13 protein-coding genes are annotated in these 17,029 nt (G+C 41.5%); 10 read left to right on the plus strand and 3 right to left on the minus strand.

Features of this window, described 5'->3' with window-relative positions; all coding sequences use genetic code 11:
• The first annotated feature begins 208 nt into the window (after positions 1 to 208).
• The 7 genes from AB5170_RS05335 (at position 209) to AB5170_RS05365 (ending at position 11,617) form a co-directional block, all read left to right on the plus strand.
• Positions 209 to 532, plus strand: coding sequence for a hypothetical protein (locus AB5170_RS05335; protein ID WP_173770936.1), 324 nt, complete (start codon positions 209 to 211; stop codon positions 530 to 532).
• Positions 533 to 537: 5 nt separating this feature from the next.
• Positions 538 to 1,122, plus strand: coding sequence for a hypothetical protein (locus tag AB5170_RS05340; RefSeq protein ID WP_173770935.1), 585 nt, complete (start codon positions 538 to 540; stop codon positions 1,120 to 1,122).
• Between the two features lie 502 nt (positions 1,123 to 1,624).
• Positions 1,625 to 3,109 carry a TIGR02677 family protein gene (locus AB5170_RS05345; RefSeq protein WP_173715796.1) on the plus strand — a complete coding sequence of 495 codons (1,485 nt, stop codon included), beginning with the start codon at positions 1,625 to 1,627 and terminating at the stop codon, positions 3,107 to 3,109.
• Positions 3,109 to 4,251: a TIGR02678 family protein gene (locus AB5170_RS05350; RefSeq protein WP_368361356.1), complete on the plus strand. Its 1,143-nt coding sequence runs from the start codon at positions 3,109 to 3,111 to the stop codon at positions 4,249 to 4,251. Before AB5170_RS05345 ends, AB5170_RS05350 begins: the two co-directional genes overlap by 1 nt.
• Positions 4,241 to 8,356 (plus strand): TIGR02680 family protein, encoded by a 4,116-nt coding sequence (locus tag AB5170_RS05355; RefSeq protein WP_227198845.1) that lies wholly within the window; start codon positions 4,241 to 4,243, stop codon positions 8,354 to 8,356. Before AB5170_RS05350 ends, AB5170_RS05355 begins: the two co-directional genes overlap by 11 nt.
• A complete protein-coding gene (locus AB5170_RS05360; protein WP_368361357.1) occupies positions 8,334 to 9,632 on the plus strand; it encodes a TIGR02679 domain-containing protein in 1,299 nt (432 codons plus the stop codon). The genes AB5170_RS05355 and AB5170_RS05360 overlap by 23 nt, the downstream gene beginning before the upstream one ends.
• Before the next feature lie 38 nt (positions 9,633 to 9,670).
• Positions 9,671 to 11,617, plus strand: coding sequence for a bifunctional UDP-sugar hydrolase/5'-nucleotidase (locus tag AB5170_RS05365; RefSeq protein WP_368361358.1), 1,947 nt, complete (start codon positions 9,671 to 9,673; stop codon positions 11,615 to 11,617).
• A 106-nt stretch (positions 11,618 to 11,723) separates the two neighbouring features.
• Here the strand turns inward: AB5170_RS05365 and AB5170_RS05370 are convergent, their stop codons facing one another.
• Complete coding sequence (locus AB5170_RS05370; RefSeq protein WP_173735011.1) at positions 11,724 to 12,056, minus strand: helix-turn-helix domain-containing protein; 333 nt, start codon at positions 12,054 to 12,056, stop codon at positions 11,724 to 11,726.
• Positions 12,057 to 12,455: 399 nt separating this feature from the next.
• Here AB5170_RS05370 and AB5170_RS05375 point away from each other — a divergent pair, with 399 nt between their 5' ends.
• Entirely contained in the window at positions 12,456 to 13,493 is a 1,038-nt protein-coding gene (locus AB5170_RS05375) for a DUF3878 family protein (protein WP_173770931.1), read from the plus strand.
• An 8-nt stretch (positions 13,494 to 13,501) separates the two neighbouring features.
• Here the strand turns inward: AB5170_RS05375 and AB5170_RS05380 are convergent, their stop codons facing one another.
• Positions 13,502 to 13,933, minus strand: coding sequence for a threonine/serine exporter family protein (locus AB5170_RS05380; protein ID WP_148462219.1), 432 nt, complete (start codon positions 13,931 to 13,933; stop codon positions 13,502 to 13,504).
• A 5-nt stretch (positions 13,934 to 13,938) separates the two neighbouring features.
• A complete protein-coding gene (locus AB5170_RS05385; protein ID WP_173715802.1) occupies positions 13,939 to 14,703 on the minus strand; it encodes a threonine/serine exporter family protein in 765 nt (254 codons plus the stop codon).
• A 211-nt stretch (positions 14,704 to 14,914) separates the two neighbouring features.
• Here AB5170_RS05385 and AB5170_RS05390 point away from each other — a divergent pair, with 211 nt between their 5' ends.
• A complete protein-coding gene (locus AB5170_RS05390; protein WP_368361359.1) occupies positions 14,915 to 16,435 on the plus strand; it encodes a C69 family dipeptidase in 1,521 nt (506 codons plus the stop codon).
• Between the two features lie 119 nt (positions 16,436 to 16,554).
• Entirely contained in the window at positions 16,555 to 16,908 is a 354-nt protein-coding gene (locus AB5170_RS05395; RefSeq protein ID WP_148462144.1) for an Hpt domain-containing protein, read from the plus strand.
• The last annotated feature ends 121 nt before the right edge of the window (positions 16,909 to 17,029 follow it).

Here is a 17,029-nt window from a genome sequence, read left to right on the forward strand (position 1 = left end):
ATGTAACACCCAAACTTTTACTCAAGGATATTCCAGAGTTAGTCTCAACGAAGTCTCATGATATTTGAGACTTGGTGAGACTACATAATATGGCAGAAAAGCGATAAAATCGGCATTGGTGGTTGAATTGTATGAGTACAGTCTCAAGTCAGTCTCATTTTTGACACTGTTTGTTGAGACTAACATGAGGCTGAGGAGGTTTAAAATCATGGACATAAGCAAAAAAGATTGGAAATTATTTCGAGAAAGATTATCAGGATGGCAGGAAAATTATATGGAAGGTCTTGTTAAAGAGTATGCAAATTTTCTGAATGATGATAAAAAGCCTGCATCAGAAAGATTCTGGGAACTTGAAAAACGGATAAAAGAAGATAAGCGCCATCCGGGTGTTATCATGGAGATGAGTAAATCAGAGGCAATATGGGATATTGTTCGTCTCATTAGACTGAAAGTAATTACATATGATGATTTATCAGACTTTAGTGATGAATTACAGAATGAAGTAAAAAGAATACTTGAGATGAGCAGGTGATACATATGGAGATTGGTGCAACAAAAGCAGTTCAAGATCGACTAAAAACAACAAAGATTGAAGAAAGCAAAGGTGCTTCACTTGTGTTCTGCTGGGACACACATTTGACGAAAATAAAAGGAAGAAATGTTTTGTTTATTGTGAATGCCAGTAATCGTTATACAATAGCAATGACAGATATTGAACCAAGAAACTGGAATTACTATACAATGTATATCCGCAGTGTGATTCATGGCGTGATGCAGGAAATGGGATATTCCGAGGAACAGATAGGGCAGTATTTTAAAATGTCAGGCGATACAACTGTAACCAAAACTCATGGTAGGAAATCGGTTGGTGGCATTAACAGAATGGTAATGGATGCACAGTATTTTGGTAAGAAGCTGGAGAAAGAAGCAAAGTATCAATGGGAACTTAGTGAGTATCTGAACAGAGATATTTGCCAGCCAGAGGGATTTGATGCGTATGGATATCCGAGTGAACTTTTTAAATTAGACATGGAACGATTAGGGATTGCTGCTAAGAGAGAGCAAGCAAAGGTAATTGATTTTGCTCAGTACATAGAAAACAATCGTGGTACTAACGACTAGTACAACAAAATTTTTTCTTGCTGAAATATCGCTTGGACATTATAATTTCCATAGGTGGACAAGTAAGTCAGCAGAAAATTATTCTGTGAATAGTAAACAAACCTGCAAGCCACCAGAACTACACACAATAATGACAATATAGCAATGGTACTGGATTGGTACTAAAAATGTGTGAAACGAAAAATAATGTGTGGAAAAGATACAGTTTATCAATACACAATAGTATAGATAACTGTATTGAAATAATCTGAATCAAACCAGACTCTGCGAGTTCGAATAAAAAAGTGAAATAAACAAAAAAGCGAAATTGGCTGTAGGATAGAATTCCTGCAGCCTCTTTTCGTGCAAAAAAATAGCAGCTTTTACAGATTAGGACTGGTCGACTGGCCAACGTCTTGATACAATGTAATCGGTGAAACAATCCGCAAGTATCGTAGTCGGGGACTTTTGCCTCCGACATTATATATAAGTAACCCCATGTATAAAAAGAAGGAGAGGCCTCATGCAGGTATCAGATAAATTAATCAAACCACTGACAGAAGCGAAATATTTAAATGCAGATAATGTAAGCAGATATCGCTGTATTATGCGTATTTTTTTTGAACATTACGAGAAACTGAAATACTGGTTGTACCAGGAAGAGGTTTACGAAGAAATGATAAAGGATCCTTTTTTTGCAGATTACAGACCAGAGCAGTGTCAGCAGGATCTTACAATGTTGACAGAATGGAAGAATCTGAATACGATCCAGGATACGAAAAAGGTGGCATCGATTGAAGAATTTAAGAATAAAAAGTACCGCTATCAGATGACGGAATATAGTGTAGAGATAGAACGTCTGGTGCTTAGACTTGAGAACCTGTTCATTGAAGGTGCATCCTTAGAGCCCACATTATTGGAGCGGATACGAAGAGGTATAGAACGGTTTCCGGAGATGGTGGAAAGAGATAAAAATGAAGTATATACCTGGTGGACAGATCTGAATAATGATTTTGTACGTCTGAATCAGAATTATCAGGACTATATCAGAGATCTGAACAGTGTGCGGGCAGAAGAAATGATGCATACGAAACAGTTTCTGGTGTTTAAAGACCGGTTGATCGAATATCTGCGCAGCTTTATTAAGGGATTACAGAGAAATGTAGGTGTGATAGAAGAAAGCTTATGCATGCAGAAGGAAGAGATGAAAAATCAGGTATTTGAAAAAGTAGTTGATTATGAATTGTCGATACCGCGAATGGATGTGGAAGTATCGAAGGAAATGATCTGGCAGAAAGTAAAGGGCCGTTATCAAAGTATCTATGACTGGTTTGTAGGAAAGGAAGGTCAGGAGAATGAAGCGGGAAAGCTTTTTGATGCAACAAATGATATTATTCGCAGGATCACAAGATATGCAGCGCAGTTAAGTGAAAAGAATGCATTAGGTGCTAACAGAAAAGAAGAATACCGCAAAGTGGCAGAATTATTTTTGAAATGCCAGGATATGGAAGAAGCCCACAAAATGTCTGCAATGGTATTTGGCATGGAGTGCCCGCAGCATATTGCCGGAGATCTGGTACGTGAAACGGATAGCATGAATATCGGAGTATACGAAGAACAACCCATGGAAATCAGTTTAAAGCCAAGGATACGTACATACAGGGAGAAATCCAGAAGAAGTGCGATCCGCGAATCAGCAGAGCAAAAGCAGGAAACAAGACGTAAAATGCTGGAAAAACAGAGAGAAGAAATGGAAAAATTGCAGGCGTTGGAAGTAAATGGAAGGATTCATTTTGGAGAATTACCGGTGCTGGAACCAAGAATCAGAGAGATCCTTTTGAAATGGCTGTCGGATGCCATGGAATCTGCGGATTTTTCTGCAAGAACGGATGATGGAAGAAGATACATATTAGACAGAAGCCGGGCAGATGAGACCTGTGTTGTGCATTGTCTGGATGGTAATTTTACTATGCCTGATTTGTCAATTGTATTTCAGGAGGAAACGTGATGAAGGAACTGGAGATCCTGTTAAATAAAAGATGGGTATTAAAATCCAGAGATAAGGAAACCTATTATAAATTAAGAGATGCCCTTGGAGAACTGCGTAAATTTACTACAGAGAAAATGGGCTGCCAGATCATTGACAATTCACTTCTGATAAAGATGGAGAAGATTCCGGTGATACCGGAAAGCTTTATGGGGATCCAGAAATTTTCCTCAAAAGAAGAATATGCATATCTCTGTATTCTGCTGATGTTTCTGGAAGACAGAGATGCACAGGAGCAGTTTATCATATCACAGCTGACGGAATATATTACAGCAAATCTGCCTGGGGAAATCTCTGACTGGACATTGTATACGAACAGAAGAAAGCTGATTCGTGTAATGAGATTTGCAGCAGATCAGGGGCTTATTGGAGTTACAGATGGAAAAGACGAGGCATTCATGGACGATGAAGGAGGAGAAGTGCTTTATGAAAATACAGGGGCATCCAGGTATTTTATGAAGAGCTTTTCAAAAGACATTATGGAATATACGAAACCGGAAGATTTTCAGGAAAGTGACTGGTTTGAAGTGGATGAAGACCGAGGCTTTGCAAGAAGACACAGGGTTTATAAAAGACTGATTTTTGCACCTGGTATGTACAAAGCGGATGGCTCATCGGAGGATTTTGAATATCTGAAATATTACGGACGCAGATTAAGCGAAGAACTGGAGCAGATATTTGACTGTCATGTGCACATTCATAAAGGAAGTGCATATCTGCTATCCGGAGACGACTGCAGGATGGGAACGGTATTTCCCGGCAATAATTCCATATCCGATATTTTGCTTTTGTGTTTTCGTGAAATACGCAAGAAAATTGAGAAGGGTCAATGGAAGACCGGATTGGATGAAACCTGTCTTATAGATCAGATTGAATTTGAAAATATGATAAAAGAAATGAAACAGGAATATGGAAGTGGATTTTCGAAAAATTATCGCGAGATGCCGGAAGGGGAATTTGTAAAAAGTGTGTTGGATGAGATGGAGTTGTGGATGTTCATAAGAAAAGAAGAACTCGCTCATCAGATAAAAATATGTCCGCTCACCGGAAAAATACAGGGAAGTTATCCGGAGGATTATATGGGAGGAAGAAATGATGAATAGCAGATGGCAGGCAAATAAGATCGGGCTGATTAATTTCTGGTATTATGACGAACAGGAATTCCCATTTGTGAAGGGAAGAATGCTCCTTCGAGGTTCAAACGGATCGGGAAAATCAGTAACCATGCAGAGTGTGGTGCCCCTTCTTCTGGATGGAAATATGAGTCCGGAACGACTGGATCCCTTCGGTTCCAGGGATCGTAAGATGAGCAGCTATCTTCTGGAAGAAGATGACGGACGTGAAGAACGCACTGGCTATTTGTATCTGGAGCTTAAAAGACAAAACAGTGACACATATTTGACCATCGGAATGGGTATCCGCGCAAGAAGAGGAAAGAATCTGGATAAATGGTATTTTAGCCTGACCGATGGAAGACGTATCGGTAAGGATTTCTTTTTATACAAGGATTCAGGAGAAAAGGTTACACTTTCCAAAAAAGAGCTGGAAAACAGGATTGGGGATGGCGGCCGCGTTATTGACAGACAGGTTGATTATATGGAATATGTGAACCGCCAGATTTTTGGATTTGAGACAACAGAAGAATATAAGGAAATGATAGATCTTTTGATTCAGCTGCGTACACCGAAGCTTTCCAAGGATTTTAAGCCATCTGTAATCAATGATATTTTAAGTGATTCCCTTCAGCCCCTGTCTGATGATGACCTGCGTCCTATGTCGGAAGCCATTGAAAATATGGATACCATGACCATGAATCTGAAAAACAGGAAAGAAGCCAGACAGGCAGCAGAAAAAATCCAGGCAGTATTTTCAAAATATAATCAGAAATTATTATATGAAAAAGCAGAACGCTGCGAACAGGCTGGACTAAATTTGGAAAATGCAAGGACGCGGCAAAATGAACAGGAGAAAAAGCTACGTGAATGCAGACAGAAGATAGAAGACTTGAAAATAGAACATCAGAATCTGGATGTGAAACGTGAGTCCATGGAGAAAGAGAAAGAATCTCTGAACAAAAGCGACGCGGTAGCATTGAAGCGAAGAGAAGCGGAGCTGATTACAGAATTAAACGGACAACAGAAAAACCTGGGAGAAAAGCAGAGATTCCTGGAGCAGAAACAGACTCAATATCAGGATGCACAGAATCAGATTAAAACAGAAGAAGACAGGAAATATGAGAAAGAAAAAGAACTGGAAGAGCTTATAGAAGAGATGCAGGATGAGGCTGATACCATGGCCTTTGAAGAGCATGCATTTATGAAGGAAGAGCTGGAAAAACATCCGGAAGAACCATACAAATTCAATTTACACCAGCAGCAATTTGATAACACAAAAGAAAAAATTAATGAGGGAACAGAGATACTGGCAGAGACAGATCGTCTGGAAAGACAGAAGGATGATCTGATAAAAGAAAGAGAAAGACAGATTCGTGAACTGGATACGCTTCAGAGAAAAGTGTCAGAACTGGAATCTGTATTTGTGCAGACACAGAATGAATGGAAAGAAGCATTGTATCAGTGGAACGGTGCAAACCAGGAGCTGGCATTAGAAAAAGAATTATTAAGAGAATTAAGTATATTTGCCGAAACGTATAAGGAATCCTCTGATTTTGCCGAGGTTCGTCAGAGGATTGCAGATGTATGGATCAAGAAAAATGGGGAAATCGAATCTGAACTTTCGGTAAATGATACAGAGAGCCAAAATACAAAAAAAGAGTTGGAAGAAGTAAGGGCAGATCTGGCCGAATGGGAGAATCAGAAAGAACCACAGCCGGAACGTTCAGAGGCAGTCATATGTAACCGCAAGAGACTGGATGCTCTTGGAATTCCATATCAGGAATTTTACAAGGTTATAGAATTTGGAGATAATCTGGAAGAAGAAGCCTGTAACCGTTTGGAAGAAGCTTTATTAAAGATGGGAATTCTGGATGCACTGGTAATAGATGAGCAATACAAAGAGCAGGTTTTGAAAACAGAACAAGGATGTGAAGATCATTATCTGTTTATCTGCAAGAACAGTCAGAAGAATCTGCAGCCAGATAGAAGTCTGTTAGATGTATTGGAACTGAATGAAGAAGTGAATGACATATTTTCCAATCAGCGTCTCACCGGAATCCTGGGAAGCATTGCATATGATAGTGAGAGCTTGTTTACCGTTGCAGAAGATGGAACCTACGGAATGGGAGTGCTTGCCGGAACTGTAACAGGAGAATATGAGGCAGGATTCCTTGGAACAAAGGCCCGTGAAAAACACAGACAGGCAAAGATAGAAGAGTGCAGACAGAGAATCACAGAGTTGGAAACCGCATTACAGCAGCTGGAGGAACTGCATAGAAAGCTGTCTGACAGAAAAGTTATTCTCAGAAAAGAATACGAGAATCTTCCGAAAGACACAGATATGAGAGAAGCACTTCGGATGCTGCAGGCCGAGGAACGAGAGTGCGAACAGCTGAAGCGCGAGAGTGATAAATTGGAGTGTCAGATCCGTGAACTAGTGGAGATACTGAAAGAAAAGAAAAAGAAAGCACTGGAAATTGCAGAAGCATTATATCTGACCTGTTCTTATGATATATTTAAAGAAGCAAAAAAAGCAGCAGAGGAATATGGAAAGCATTTGATCAGCCTGATTGCCGCACACGAAATGTATCTTAGAAGTCTGATGTATCTGAGAGAGCGAAAAGAACATTTGGAAGATTTGGATGCAGATATGGAACAGATACGGTATGATCTGCAGGAGATTCAAAAAGAAATCAGGAGAAAGACAGAAGAACAGGCTTCCATTCAGGAACAATTGCGTCTGACTGATTACGAAGAAATTAAAGAACGGCTTGATGCATGTATTAACTGGCTGCAGGAGTATCCGGAGCAATTACGTGTATGCGTAAGCAGACAGACGCATGAAGAAGACGAAGTAGGACAACTGACACTGCGCTTAGATGAAAACCAGAAGAAAATTGAAGAATATGAAAAGAAAACGAAATATTTTTCAGAATGCTATGATATGGAAAAGGCTTTGCATTATGTGGAAATACCAAAAGAGATACCGGAAGATGCCGCACATATCAGAAGTTATCTGGAATCAGATGTAAAAGCGCTGGACAAAGACAGTGTGATCCGTGATCTGAATAAAGTATACTTTGAAAACAGAGGCTTTCTTACAGACTATCATTTAATGCAGAATGAGCTGTTTACTGAAGAAGAACAAACGGAATTTCCTGCAAAGCGACTGGATATTTCAGCCAGATACCAAGGTGTAAAAATATCATTTGCCAGTCTCCTTTTGCATCTTGAAGAAGATATCACAGAACTGGAGAATCTGATCAAAGATGGAGACCGGGAGTTGTTTGAAGACATTCTTGCCAATACGGTAAGCAGAAAAATCCGTGGAAAGATTAACAGTTCCAATACATGGGTACAGAAAATGAATTCCCTGATGAACGGTATGAATACCTCCAGCGGATTAAAGCTTAGCCTTAGATGGCGAAGTAAGACTGCAGAACAGGAAGACCAGCTGGATACGAAAGAACTGGTAGAATTACTGAAGAAAGATTATCGGCTGATGAGTGAAGATGAGGCAGCCAGATTGTCTGCCCATTTCCGTTCCAAGGTGGCAGAGGCACGAAGAAATGCGAAAGACAGTGCAGGAATGGTATCCTTCTATCAGATCATGAAGGATACGCTGGATTACCGTAAATGGTTTGAATTCCAGCTGTTTTCCCAGAAAAACGGGGAACGTCAGAAGGAGCTGACAAATAGCGTATTCGGAACCTTCAGTGGCGGAGAAAAGGCAATGTCCATGTATGTACCGCTATTTTCAGCAGTTGTGGCCAAGTATCAGGGAGGAAGGGAAGATGCACCGAGATTGATATCTCTGGACGAGGCATTTGCCGGAGTAGATAATAAGAATATTCGTGATATGTTCCGTCTGATGACAGAATTCCGGTTTGATTTTATTATTAACTCACAGGTTCTGTGGGGAGATTGTGATACGTTGGACGCATTGGCAATCTATCAGTTAATCCGTCCGGGAAATGCGAAATTTGTAACCGTTATGCCTTATTTATGGAATGGTCACAGGAAAGAATTGTTAGAACACGAGGAAGAAGTTGAACAGAGAGGAATAGAGCTTGGACAGGCAGAAGGAGTATAAATTTGAAAATAAAATGAAAGACTGTCTGGCTTATTTTCACCTGAGCCCAGTCTGGGAGAAGGTGCTGAAAGGCTTCCGGGAGAAATATATTTCTTACGGAAGGTTTGGTGGGAAAGTAATTCTGAAGAATCTGAAACCAACAGATATTGAAGAACTGGAAGGATTTTTTGGAAAATCTTTTCACAGTCAGAAAAGTGTAACGGTGTCCTCAGAAAAATTCAGACAGGCGCTGGAAACAAGCAGATATAAAGAGATAACGCCGGAATGCCTGTTGGAGAATTTTTTTGAAGAGCCACTGCTTGGAAGACAGGAGCAAAAATCCTTACGGGAACAGGAAAAAGAGCGTATATGGGAGATTTTTCAGAGAGACTATGAAGGAACTCCTGTAGAGACAGCCTTAGAATCGTTGCGAAGCATTGTGAAAGACAATGGGAATCAGGAGCTGGCCAAATGGGACAGGACGCTGCGGCTTGGAGCAGAAATCTATAACAATCTGCCATATCGCAACACAAAGATGTACCTTGCCGTATTTGCAGCTATGCTGACAGGTAATCCGCATGCGTTTGATATTGGAACAGCAGATGGTAATTTTTTATATCAGATCATACAGATGGATTTGGAAATACGAAGAATTACAGTAGAGACATGTGCAATATTTCCTGCGTATAAGCGTCAGAAAAGTTATCTGCTGGCAGGAATCATGCTGGATGATGTTTCCAATTATACCATGCTGTATCAGGTGCAGGCTGTGAAAAAAGATGGAAATTATCATAAAGGTATGGCAGGTTTTGCGAAAGAACAGCATATTGTACAGGTTCCTCTTGCAGTGCTTACAGAATGGGATGCACTCTATTGTCCCCAAAATGAAATATATATTGTGGAAAATCCTTCGGTTTTTGCCATGCTTTGCGGAAAAGAAGAAACAGATCATAAGGAAAAAGCATATATGTGCATGAACGGTCAGCCAAGACTGGCAGGTTTGATGGCATTGGATTTACTTGCAAAATCCGAAACACGGATTTATTATGCAGGAGATCTGGATCCGGAAGGTGTGTTGATCGCACAGAAACTGTCACAGTATTATAAGGGCGAATTTTATTACTGGCATATGGAAGCCACGGATTACGAAAGATGCAGGTCCAAAGAGGTCATATCACCTAAGCGGCTGAAAATACTGGAACGAATAACGGATGAAAGGTTAAAGCCGGTGGCAGCGCTGATCGGAAAATACAGGACAGCCGGATATCAGGAGATGCTGGCAGAAGATATGCTATAGAAATCAGATGAAGATCTTTTGAATGAAAAGGAGAAGTTATGAAGACACGGAAACGAATTTTGTCAATTGTATTAACAATTGCAACACTGCTTCTGCTTGTACTGGATATTCCTGTGACAGCAGCTGGGACGAAAAAGGTAGACGTTTTGTTTACCCATGATACTCATTCCCATTTGGACAGCTTTTCAACAATTGTAGATGGACAGCAAAAAGAAGTTGGCGGTTTTGCGAAAATAAAAACCCTGATGGATGAAAAGAAGAAAGACAATCCAGATACCCTGGTATTGGATGGCGGAGATTTTTCCATGGGTACACTGATCCAGACCGTATATGATACGGAGGCAGCGGAGCTTCGAATGCTGGGATATCTGGGGTATGATGTGACTACTTTTGGAAATCACGAATACGACTACCGGTCAAAGGGACTGGCAAATATGCTGAAAGCAGCCATAAATTCCGGTGAGACAGTGCCGGAGATCGTAGTGTGCAATGTGGATTGGGATGCTATGGAGAAAGATGGCTTAAAAGATGGGCAGAAGCAGATCAAAGAAGCGTTTGAAGCGTACGGCGTGAAAGATTATGTTGTGGTTCAAAAGGGTGATACGAGAATTGCTGTGGTTGGTGTATTTGGAAAAGATGCCCTGGAATGTGCGCCTACATGTGAACTTCTGTTTAAAGATCCGGTAGAAGCAGTAAAGCAGACGGTAGCTGAGATTAAGAAAAACGAGAATGTGGATATGATCGCATGTGTGTCTCACGGCGGAACCTGGGAGGACGAGGATAAGTCAGAGGATGAAATCCTTGCAAAAAAGGTGCCGGATCTGGATCTGATCATCAGTGGACATTCCCATACAGAGCTGAATGAAGCCATTAAGCATGGGAATACATATATTGTATCCTGCGGTGAGTATGGGAGAAACCTTGGATCACTTTCAATGACACAGAAGGAGGAAGGGCGTTGGGAAATGACTTCCTATGAGCTGATTCCTGTGTCTGATGAGATCAAGCCGGATCAGGAAACACAGAAACGGATTGATGAATTAATGGATACAGTAGACACCAATTATCTTGCAGATTTTGGGTACACCAGGGATGAAGTTCTGGCTCAGAACGATATTGAATTTAACAGTCTGGAAGAGATGGGAACAAAGCATGAAGAACTGAATCTTGGCGATATTATGTCTGATGCGTATGTATATGCTGTGGAAAATTCAGAGTATTACGATGGGAATCCGGTAGACGTAGCGGTTGTGCCAAGCGGAACGGTCCGTGACACATATACAAAAGGCAATATTACAGTAGAGGATGTTTACAATTCTTTTTCTCTGGGAATTGGAAAAGACGGTGTGGCAGGATATCCTCTTATCAATGCATATCTGACAGGAAAAGAATTGAAGCTGGCAGCAGAAGTAGACGCTTCTGTTTCGGATTTTATGACAACTGCAAGATTGTATTGCAGCGGACTGAATTTTACATATAATCCTCATCGAATGATTCTGAATAAGGTGACGGACTGTTATCTGACCAGAGAAGATGGAGAAAGAATTGAAATTCAGGATGATAAACTGTACCATGTTGTGACTGACTTGTATACAGGACAAATGCTTGGCTCTGTAATGAAAATGTCCTATGGTCTGTTGTCTCTTGAACCAAAGGATAAGAACGGAAATCCAATTGAAAATCTGGAAGATCAAGCAATCATGGAAGATGGCAGGGAATTGAAAGCGTGGGATGCTATTGCAAGATATATGCAGTCTTTTGAAGATATAGACGGGGATGGAATTGCCAATGTACCGGAATATTATGCAGTCACTCATAACCGTAAGGTTGTAGATGACAGCACAAATATTATTGATCTGGTGAAAAATCCCAATAGATTCTCAGTAATGATCGTGCTGATCTGCCTGCTCTTCCTTGTAATTATTATTCTTATTGTAGTCCTGATCCGAAAACTGGTCCGCAAGGCAAAAAAGAAAAGTATGTGATACTATCACAGAAATGGGGGGGAATAAAATCTGATATAATACTATAAACACCATAAAGTTACAAAAGGGGCTGTCAGGAAATAGACAGCCCCTTTTACGTTCAGAATCAATCTTCTTCCATCCATACCTTCATGGTTTTCAGAAGCTTTTGTTTCTCTGGAATACTCATTTTATGTACCTGCTCGGAAATCTCGCGGTCCAGGGCAGTTTCACGGTATTCAGAATCAATTCTGCCAATCAGGGAATCCAGGGAGATGTTCAGCAGTCTTGCATAATAAATAAGGATACGCAGGGACATTGCAGTACGGTTATTCTCCACGTTGCTGATGTAGCCAGGAGTTACATTCAGAGCTTTGGCAACTTCCGCCTGGGTAAGCTTCATTTTGATTCGCAGTTCTTTCATTCGGGATCCTAAGTTTTCGTAATCAATCTGATTCATATTCGTTCTCCAATCTTTTTAACAGGTGCCGAACTGGCTTACCTGTGATTTTACACGCATTTAAGCTGCTTTCCAATTTGAACAAAATCTTCTGCAAATTCTGACGCACATCTTGCAGAAAACCCTTTTCAAACAGTTTCTTCAAACATGCTCTGGCAATCTATGGAACGGTTTCACCGCTTCCTGATTGCCTGCGGGTTCTTATATTATGGAACGACAGCTTCTTTATCCATAATATAAAGTATATAGAAAATATATGAAAAATGTAAGCTGTAAATTGTATGCTATTTATTTTATAGCTATATATCTGTTGTCGTTATTTTGACATTTCTGTCAGATACCCATATAATAAAAAGTGAAATTGGAAACAGGAATCGAACAGTTTGAGGTAATCATAAGATGCAGGATACATTTGAAATGCTGGAGGAGCTTTTGGAACAGGAGCAATTTGAATTGCTGTTTCCGAAAGAAAACGGAGCACAGGCTGAATGGGAATGTTATGAGACATATGAAAATAATGAGAGAAAACAGGGCGAAAAAGACAGCCTTGCCAGAGTGGGAAAAGAGAAAAATCCAGGTGATATCCGCCTTGTTTATTTGATGAATGATGCCGTAGAAAGCTTTCTCATTTTCCGGGACGCCAGACTTACAGGCTCTTATCTGGAGAATTATGAAGGTCCTCTGAAATCATCCTTAAGTCAGGAAGGGGATGAATATATACTGGTAGTATGGCAGGGGGAGAACGTAGTCACCCTGTTTTTCAGAATGCTGGATCTGGAGGTTTATCTTTATAACTATGGGGAAATCGGTCATTTCTGGGTACCTGGGTATGAATATCTGCGTCAGCTGGAATATCGGATCGCCATTGCAAGAGATAAGCTGGAATATCTGGGAGAAGAGTTTTGCACAGAAAAAGAAAGGGCACTTGTGCAGCTGGCGGACTTTCCACCGTTGAATTATTGCTGTTATCCTGCAGTGCCGAAACAGTATATTGTGCCAAAGGAAGACCCCTGGAAGCCGTCTGCAGCAGCATTTCAAGTAATGGAAGAGCTAGCAAAAGAAGCTCGGGATTTTTCTCTGCTTCGGTTATTGCATGTTTATAAGAAATTTCCAGCTCCATTTATCGCCAGGATTTTTGCCAGGGTATTGCACAAGAATAAGCATAGTGCAGTGATTGATCTTCTTACCGGAAAAATAAAAAGCGCAGCGGCGGCTTATCCTGACCGGACTTTTGGAAATGAGGCTGATCAGCAGTTAAAAAGCCTGCTGTCAAAAGCGGGAAAACTGCAGGAAAAACTGACCCGGGACGGAATCCATGCAGAGATATTAAGAGAAGAGCCCTTTACAACAGCCAGAGACAGCCTGGATTTTCAGGTTTTTCTCATGGTTTGGAAAAAGGGCTGGCGGAATCGCAAGGTGGAAATCCGGAAACTGTGAATAAGAAATTATCGTGCTTTAACACTTCTCAGAAAATAACAGATCGCCCACGCAATACTCATCCCCGCGGCGATTCCAAATGCAAAGAGAAAGGTGTCCCTCCCATATTTAAGTGCCTGCATGGGATTTCCCTCTACAATACTGCTCATGCAGTAATAAAGGGTACTTCCGGGAATTAATGGAATCACGGAAGTAACGAAAAAAGAAGTGGAAGTTTCCTTGCAGATTCTTGCCAGGATTTCCGCATACACATCTGCAATAAAACCAGCCAGCAGTGCCGGAAGAAAAACACTTCCCCACAGACTCTTCCCAAAGAGAAAGACCAGCCAGCTAAGAAAACCACCGGCAGCAGCCAGCGGCAGATATTTAGTTTTCATGTGAAAAAGAAGACCAAAAGCCACAGATCCGATAGCTCCGGTAATCAGCTGTATAACCGTCATTGTGATCAAAGTCCAAACCTCCCAAAAAGAATAATTGCGCCCATAAAACCAAGTGCCAGTGCTGCTGCAAGAAGTAACGCGGCGATCAGCCTGATAATACCCGAAAGGGTATCACCAATGAGTACATCGCGGATCGCATTAGTTGACATAAGTCCTGGAATCAGAAGCATAATATCACCAATCATGATCTTATCCATGTGAAGGAAAGGACAGAGCAAAGTAAATCCGCAAATGGCGCAGCCTGTGAGAAAAGACGCTGCAAATTGGAAAGTAACCTCGTTCATACATACTGGTCTTAGATATTTTTGCAGGCTCCATATCAGGATTGCAGCAATGCCGGCAGTAATGGCATCCGGAATAGTGCCGCCGTAGAAAAGGGCAAAACTGCAGGCTGCAAGAACGCTTCCAAGCAGTTTCCAAAGAGGCTTAGGTCTGTTTGCATTGATCTTCTCAAATTCATTTCGCAGCTCCGCAGCAGAAACCGGATGACTGCAGAAACGGCGGCTCAGGTCATTGAGCTGCTCCAGCTTGGTGAAATCATTCCCCCCACATTCATGAATGCGCCGTGTCTGCGTCCGTGCGCCATCTCCGGGAAATTCCATAGTAATAACAATGCTGGACGTGATGACAAAAACATTCATATGGGTAGCACCACAGGCATAGCCCATCCGGTTCAGGGTGTCCTCCACCCGGAAAATTTCTGCGCCGCTGTTTAACAGTGCGTCGCCCATATCAAGAAAAACATGCAAATAATCTTTAGATGTCTGCATAAGGAATGCTCCTTTAAGTTATAGAAAAGCCCTGATGGGCAGGATTCTTTCGCGAATCATTTTGCTACGGGAATAAGATAAGTATAAAGCTTAATGGCAGGCAATACAACCGTTAAATAATTGATTTCCGGAATCTTGTATTCCATAAAATGCCCGATTGTGCTAACATAGAGCATAGTAGATTACGAAATATTTTCAGGAGGAAATTTAAATGGGTTGTACTACAATTTTAGTTGGAAAAAAGGCATCTTATGATGGTTCTACCATGATCGCAAGAAATGACGATTCCGGTTCCGGTCATTATATGCCAAAAAAATTTGTGGTGGTTCATCCGGAGGAACAGCCGCGGAAATATAAATCTGTGATTTCTCATGTGGAAATTGATCTTCCAGATGATCCAATGGGCTATACATCTGTGCCAAATGCAGTAGACGGCGAAGGAATCTGGGCAGCTAGCGGTGTAAATGAGGCAAATGTGGGAATGACTGCTACAGAAACGATTACCTCCAATCCCCGGGTACTTGGCGCGGATCCTCTGGTAACCTATCAGCCTGCAAAGGACGGTAAGGAGGAAGCAGCCGGTGGAATCGGAGAGGAAGATATTGTATCCATTGTTCTTCCATACATCCATAGCGCCCGCGAAGGGGTAATCCGCCTTGGAAGCATTCTGGAGAAATACGGAACCTATGAGATGAATGGAATTGCTTTCCAGGATCAAAACGAAATCTGGTGGCTGGAAACCATCGGCGGCCATCACTGGATGGCAAGAAAGGTTCCGGATGAGGCATATGTAGTAATGCCAAATCAGCTAGGAATTGATAAATTTGACTTGGAAAAGGCATTGCGGGATCAGGAAAAATATCGGTGCCCATGTGAGGAATATGCGGATCTGGAATACATGTGTTCCGCTGACCTGAAAGAATTTATCAGCAAAAATCACCTGGATCTTTCCATGGATGGTGTACTGAATCCAAGAGATGCGTTCGGAAGCCATGACGATTCCGACCATGTTTATAATACTCCTCGTGCATGGTATATGCTGAGAAAACTGAATCCGAAGACAAAAATCTGGGATGGCGTAAATGCAGAATTTACTCCATATTCTGATGATCTGCCATGGTGCATGATTCCGGAAAAAAAGATTACTGTAGAGGATGTGAAATATGTATTGTCCTCCCATTATCAGGGAACCTCTTATGATCCATATGCTTCCTATGGAGAAAAAGAACAGCGCGGAGCATTCCGTTCTATCGGTGTGAACCGTACAGATTTCCTGTCTCTGATCCAGATGAGACCAGGCATGGAAAAGGACTGCAATATTCTGGAATGGGTTGCATTTGCATCCAATGCATTTAATGTGCTGGTGCCGTTTTATGCCACAATTGATACCACTCCGGACTATTTTTCCAGCACCACCAGGGAAGTAACCACTGACAGCTTCTACTGGGTAAGCCGCATGATCGGTGCCATGGCAGATGCTTCTTATAAGAGCTCCATTTTCCATATTGAACGTTATCAGGAGCGTGTAATGTCAAAAGGCCACCAGCTGATTGGCAAATATGACGCTCTTCTGGAAAAAGAGTCTGACGCAGCGAAGCGAATGTCCCTTCGCCATCAGGCCAACCAGGAAATTGCGGATATGGTGAAAAAAGAGGCTTCTGACACACTGAATAAAGTGCTTTATGAGCTGAGTAATCAGATGAAGAATGCTTATTCCAGGTCTGATGCGTAATGTCAGAGCCTTTTTCAAACACGCTCTAGAAACCTGTGGACAAATTTCTTTCAATTTAATATAATAAAGTGCAGAAAGCAGTTACATAGGGAACCGGAATGAAAATTAAGGAGGCTGGAATGACAATAAAAGAATGTTATGAGAAAGTTGGCTCAGATTACGATGGAGTTCTGAAAAGACTGGGAAGCGAAGCACTTGTGAAAAGATTTGCAGTAAAATTTCTTAACGATCCAAGTTTTCAGGAGCTGACAGATGGTCTTGCCGCACAGGATGGAGAGAAAGCATTCCGTGCAGCCCATACCCTGAAGGGTGTGTGCCTGAACCTTGGATTTACAGAATTGTATAAGGTCAGTGCAGAGCTTACGGAGGTATTAAGAGGAAGAGAAACCGCAGGAAGTGATGAGCTTTACGCGCAGGTGAAAGAGCAGTACACGACCTTGACAGATGCTATCAGGGAACTGGCCGGTAATTAATGCCTGCTCCTATTCAGCAGATATCATCCCAAGAGATATTTTGTGAACTTCGTTTACAGAAAACCCAAGAAGTACGGTGCGAAAACATGGGAAACATGATTTCTGTGCATCGCGAAGAGTG

The organism is Ruminococcus sp. RTP21484sp1_RTP21281st1_A8_RTP21281_210402 (genome assembly GCF_040914025.1).
GTDB classification, from domain to species: Bacteria; Bacillota; Clostridia; order Lachnospirales; family Lachnospiraceae; genus Blautia_A; species Blautia_A faecis.

Coding starts and splice junctions, on each gene's coding strand:
- AB5170_RS05335 (WP_173770936.1), top strand. CDS start 209: ATGGACATAAGCAAAAAAGATTGGAAATTATTTCGAGAAAGATTATCA.
- AB5170_RS05340 (WP_173770935.1), top strand. CDS start 538: ATGGAGATTGGTGCAACAAAAGCAGTTCAAGATCGACTAAAAACAACA.
- AB5170_RS05345 (WP_173715796.1), top strand. CDS start 1,625: ATGCAGGTATCAGATAAATTAATCAAACCACTGACAGAAGCGAAATAT.
- AB5170_RS05350 (WP_368361356.1), top strand. CDS start 3,109: ATGAAGGAACTGGAGATCCTGTTAAATAAAAGATGGGTATTAAAATCC.
- AB5170_RS05355 (WP_227198845.1), top strand. CDS start 4,241: ATGATGAATAGCAGATGGCAGGCAAATAAGATCGGGCTGATTAATTTC.
- AB5170_RS05365 (WP_368361358.1), top strand. CDS start 9,671: ATGAAGACACGGAAACGAATTTTGTCAATTGTATTAACAATTGCAACA.
- AB5170_RS05370 (WP_173735011.1), bottom strand. CDS start 12,056: ATGAATCAGATTGATTACGAAAACTTAGGATCCCGAATGAAAGAACTG.
- AB5170_RS05375 (WP_173770931.1), top strand. CDS start 12,456: ATGCAGGATACATTTGAAATGCTGGAGGAGCTTTTGGAACAGGAGCAA.
- AB5170_RS05380 (WP_148462219.1), bottom strand. CDS start 13,933: ATGACGGTTATACAGCTGATTACCGGAGCTATCGGATCTGTGGCTTTT.
- AB5170_RS05385 (WP_173715802.1), bottom strand. CDS start 14,703: ATGCAGACATCTAAAGATTATTTGCATGTTTTTCTTGATATGGGCGAC.
- AB5170_RS05390 (WP_368361359.1), top strand. CDS start 14,915: ATGGGTTGTACTACAATTTTAGTTGGAAAAAAGGCATCTTATGATGGT.
- AB5170_RS05395 (WP_148462144.1), top strand. CDS start 16,555: ATGACAATAAAAGAATGTTATGAGAAAGTTGGCTCAGATTACGATGGA.